Origin of the sequence: Paraburkholderia sp. Ac-20347, from assembly GCF_017104805.1 — a bacterium.
Lineage (GTDB): Bacteria > Pseudomonadota > Gammaproteobacteria > Burkholderiales > Burkholderiaceae > Paraburkholderia > Paraburkholderia tropica.
Genome location: NZ_JAAGPN010000439.1, coordinates 1 through 4,142, shown reverse-complemented (window position 1 = coordinate 4,142; position 4,142 = coordinate 1). Strand labels below are relative to the sequence as shown.

Genomic DNA, 4,142 nt, shown 5'->3' with positions numbered 1-4,142 from the left:
CGCCGGCGCTCGGCCCGGTCGATCCCGCGCGCGTGGCCGTCTGCCCCGGCGCGCAGGCCGCGCTGGCGGCGCTGCTCGTCGCGTTCACCTCGCCGAGCGACACGATCCTCGCCGAGCCGCTGCTGTATCCGGGCTTGCCGCACGCCGTCGCGCAACTCGGCCGCCGCCTCGAAGCCATCGACACCGACGCCGACGGCATGCGCCCCGACGCGCTCGAAGCCGCCTGCCGCTCGCACGGCGCGCGTCTGCTGTATCTGAATCCGACCTTGCAGAATCCCACGGCCGCGACCATGCCCGAGTCGCGCCGCCGCGAGATCCTGCGCGTGGCGGCGCGCTACGACGTGCGCATCGTCGAGGACGATCCCTACTGGCGCTTCGCTCCCGACGCCCCGCCACCGCTCGCGCGCCTCGCGCCGGCGCAGGTCTGCTATCTCTCGACGCTCTCGAAAACGCTCTCGCCCGGCCTGCGCACGGCCTTCCTCGTAATGCCCGACGTGGCGTCGCACGCGCGCTTCCTGGCCGCGCTGCGCACGTTTTCGCTGATGGCCGCACCGCTGACGAACACGCTCGCGATGCAGTGGATCGCTGACGGCACGGCTGCGCGTTTCTTCGACGGCGTGCGCGCCGAGGCGCACGAACGCCAGCGCATGGCCGCGCAGACGCTGGGCTCGTCGGCGGGCGCGGGCATTCACCTCTGGTACGCGCTGCCGAGCTACTGGCAGGCGCGCGATCTCGCGGCGGCGGCCAATATCGAAGGCCTGGCGGTCGCGCCGTCCACGGCGTTCGAGCAAGGCCCGGGCACGGCGAACGCGATCCGCATCTCGCTGGGCGCCACCGCCGACCGCAGCCAGCTTCAGGCCGCGCTGCGGCGTCTCTCCACGCTGCTCGCGAGCAACCGTTCGGCGCAATCGCAGGTGATCGTCTAACGCCGCTGGCGAAGCACTGACCGCATCCGATGTATGCGTCGGATGCGGTCGCCGCGCCCTTCCTTCCCTCCCTGTACCTCGCGCCAGGATTTGCTCCCGGCGGCAGACGCACGTCCGTGCGTCTCACTCATGCATTTTCCGCAATCTCCTCATGAAAAGAATGCAGTGGACAGCTAATTTCGACGCCCCTTTAATTAGCACGATCATTCGTATTTCATGTTGCTTACACAAAAATAGAGGAGACAGACATGCGCGTGCGCAGGCATGGGTGGTGTGGAATTGCTCTCGCAGTGGCGGCAAGCGGTGCGGCGGCAGCCGAGTCGGGCGTGACGCTGTACGGCGTCGCGGATACCTACATGCAGTACCTCAGCAACGATGGCAAGAACACCGTCGCGCTTAAAAGCGGCGGCTCCACGAGTTCGCTGTTCGGCCTGAAAGGCACCGAGGACCTGGGCGGCGGCCTGATTGCGCAGTTCAACGTGGAAACGGGCTTCAACCTCAACAACGGCGGCCTTTATGCCGACACCAGCAAGCTCTTCTTCCGTCAGGCCTGGGTCGGCCTGAAGCACGAGAAATACGGTTCGCTCTCGTTCGGACGTCAATACGATTCAAGCTTCCGCGTGGTGTACCCGACCGATCCGTTCAAGGTCAACGAAGGGCTCTCGCCTTTCGCGTCCTACGTGCTGGCCGTCGATCGCAACACGCTGTCGACGCAGTACGACTCGGCGCGCCTGAGCAACTCCGTGCTTTATCAGACGCCGCGCATCGGCGGCGTGCAGCTCTACACCATGTACGGTTTTTCGGAGACGGTCACGCAACCGGTGCCGTCGACGTTCGGCAACACGCTGAACCTCGGCGTGAACTTCACGGGCGGCGGGCTCTACGCGGGCCTCGCGTATGTCTACCAGCACAGCGGCACGGCGCGTTATGCATCGCTGCCCGCCTCGATCGACCTGATGAACACCGAGCACTTCGTGGCCGCGCTCGCGTATCGGATCGGCCCGGTCAATCTGCAGGCGAACTACTCGTACAACCGGCCGAAGGGCGAACCTGCGCCGGGTTCGTTCACCGCGCGGCTCGGCTCCGCGCACTCGATGAGCATCGCCGAAGTGGGCGCGACGATTCAGGCCACCTCCATCGACGAAATCCAGCTTGCCGCGCTCTATCGCAACGTGCGCGGCGCGCACGACAACACGCCGGGCTTCCAGATCGGAATACCGTATTGGGGCGTTTCGCTTGATGGGTAAGGCTTTCGCCCGAACCGTCAAATGAAAATCCAAAATTCGTCCAAAATTATTTCCCGGCAACCACCTTGACCTCAGTCCACTCCCTCCCGCGATGATCACGATACAGGGCGGTCATGGACGCCGACTTGTGCCCCACGAGAGCCTGCGCAAACTCTGGACTGACCTCGTCAGAATACATGCGGATCGCAAGAGATCGAATCTCGTGGAACGTCGGAGGCGTCATGCCATCGCGCCATTTGACCTTGGCCGCTTCACGCAAACTGGCAAACGTGCCGCTGATCGTGTCCAGGTCGATCTTGTGGCCGGGCTTGGACAAGCCTCGCACGCGCACCGAGTGAACCGCGTACTTTGAAACAACGTTGTCCCTGCACCGCTTCATCACGTCCTCAATCGTCAGCCCAATCTGCGCGAGTCCGACGGAAACGGGAATTTTGAGCTTCACACTGCCCTGACTCTTGATCGGCTCGACCCACAGAAATCCTTCCCTAACCTGATCGAAGCGCAAGTTGGCGATATCAGACACCCGCAAGCCGGTGAGTAACGCCAGTTCAAGCGCATTCGTAGCCCAACAAAGGCCCGGATCTTCTCTGCTTTTTTCAACGATCGCTACGAAGTCCTCAAGCGTGAGTCGATCCCGCGCGACCTCTACGGTCGGACTGACAACCGGTGTTGCTGGATTTTTCCCGAGCTCAACGTGGCCAGCGGCCTCGGCGCTGCGGAATACATCTTCCAATCGGCTACGAATTTTTGCTGTTATTGCCGGACCCCGCGTCTTGGTTATGAGTTCGATATAGTCGTTGACTTCGCGCGTCATCACCTTGTTTATTGGGTGCTCGGCGAAAGGGGCATCCTTGATCGCCCTCATCATGCTTTGCACGGCTCGTACGGAATTAGGCGCCTTGCCCGACTTCTCGTACTTCTCGAGGTACTTATCGCACCATGCCGACAGCGTAAACGTGGTGCTGTCGATTCGATTAATAAGTCCAGCCTCACCGGCGCGCCGCAGCAATTCGGCGTTCGCCGCCTTCGCCTGCGCAGACGCCACCTTAAAATCCCTCCCGAGACCGTAGGTGGCCTTGGTATAGGGATTTTTGTACCAGTAATAACCGGCCGAATTCTTGTACAGATTATCCGGCCAGTTCCGTCGTTCTGCGATTCTTCGTCTAGCGGCCACTAGCCATCCTTTCCGCGCGCTCCGCGCATGCATCGACATATTCAGCGTCCGGGCGACAAAAGTACTGTCGTCCGACTTTGCGCGGAACGGGCCGAATCTTTCCGTTCTTGATCCAGTTCAGGAGAGTGTTCGCGTGCGGGACGCGATCGCCAAACATGGCTTCGGCCCACGTCCGCACAGGTATCAATTGGGCTGCCATTTTCAAAGCTTGATCTCCAAGTATTGAGTTTTCACCATCGCACTTTCCGAATGATGTCTCTGAGTTACGAGGCGGACACCATGGCCTAGATGGATCGGGCAACCGTCGGCATTCGCCTCATTGATCGCCGCGCCGTAGCGCGATGTGCCGAGATTTCCGAGGAGTCGGGCCCACCACCCAGGATCATTCTTGAGGGCGCCCAGTTGATCGTGATTGATCTCGATGATGGTCCGGATGCTCACGCGTCGGCCCTCCTGAATTCAACCACCCAGACCCACGGGTTCGCGCTCCAACCGAACCCGCGCTCAGCATTGAGTGCGTCCCACAGATATCGGTAGGCCTCGCCGGCACTGTCATATTCCTGCTCGCCGCGCCCGAACTTCCAGCCACCGCCATCTGCCGGAAAAAGATATGCGCCCTCGGCGCGCGCGTCGTCTTCGCTGATCTCCTGCAGGCGCTCAATGCGCACGCCTGTTGATTTGCAGTAGAAACTGACCCACTTTTTGCATCTAAAACTGACCCACCCTCGTGGCGCAGAATCATCACTCCTGCGCGCCAACTTCTTCGTCTTTTACTGTCTTAGGTGAGGTTTTGCG

Annotated in this window: 5 protein-coding genes; 2 read left to right on the top strand and 3 right to left on the bottom strand. The window is 61.6% G+C overall.

What is annotated here, in order from left to right:
- Together G3N97_RS37160 and G3N97_RS37155 are read left to right on the top strand one after the other, a co-directional pair.
- Positions 1-926 (top strand): PLP-dependent aminotransferase family protein (locus tag G3N97_RS37160; RefSeq protein WP_205997748.1); only part of this gene is annotated, 926 nt, incomplete at its 5' end.
- A 290-nt stretch (positions 927-1,216) separates the two neighbouring features.
- Positions 1,217-2,173: a porin gene (locus tag G3N97_RS37155; RefSeq protein ID WP_205997747.1), complete on the top strand. Its 957-nt coding sequence runs from the start codon at positions 1,217-1,219 to the stop codon at positions 2,171-2,173.
- Between the two features lie 46 nt (positions 2,174-2,219).
- On the opposite strand, the gene G3N97_RS37150 is transcribed toward G3N97_RS37155, so the two are convergent.
- The 3 genes from G3N97_RS37150 to G3N97_RS37135 all read right to left on the bottom strand — a co-directional run bounded on the left by G3N97_RS37150 (position 2,220) and on the right by G3N97_RS37135 (position 4,015).
- Positions 2,220-3,347, bottom strand: a complete 1,128-nt coding sequence (locus tag G3N97_RS37150) for a tyrosine-type recombinase/integrase (protein WP_205997746.1) — start codon at positions 3,345-3,347, stop codon at positions 2,220-2,222.
- Between the two features lie 201 nt (positions 3,348-3,548).
- Entirely contained in the window at positions 3,549-3,788 is a 240-nt protein-coding gene (locus G3N97_RS37140) for a hypothetical protein (RefSeq protein ID WP_205997744.1), read from the bottom strand.
- The gene (locus tag G3N97_RS37135) at positions 3,785-4,015 is read right to left on the bottom strand and encodes a hypothetical protein (protein ID WP_205997743.1); all 231 of its coding nucleotides are present in this window, start codon (positions 4,013-4,015) and stop codon (positions 3,785-3,787) included. The genes G3N97_RS37140 and G3N97_RS37135 overlap by 4 nt, the downstream gene beginning before the upstream one ends.
- Positions 4,016-4,142: the final 127 nt, after the last annotated feature.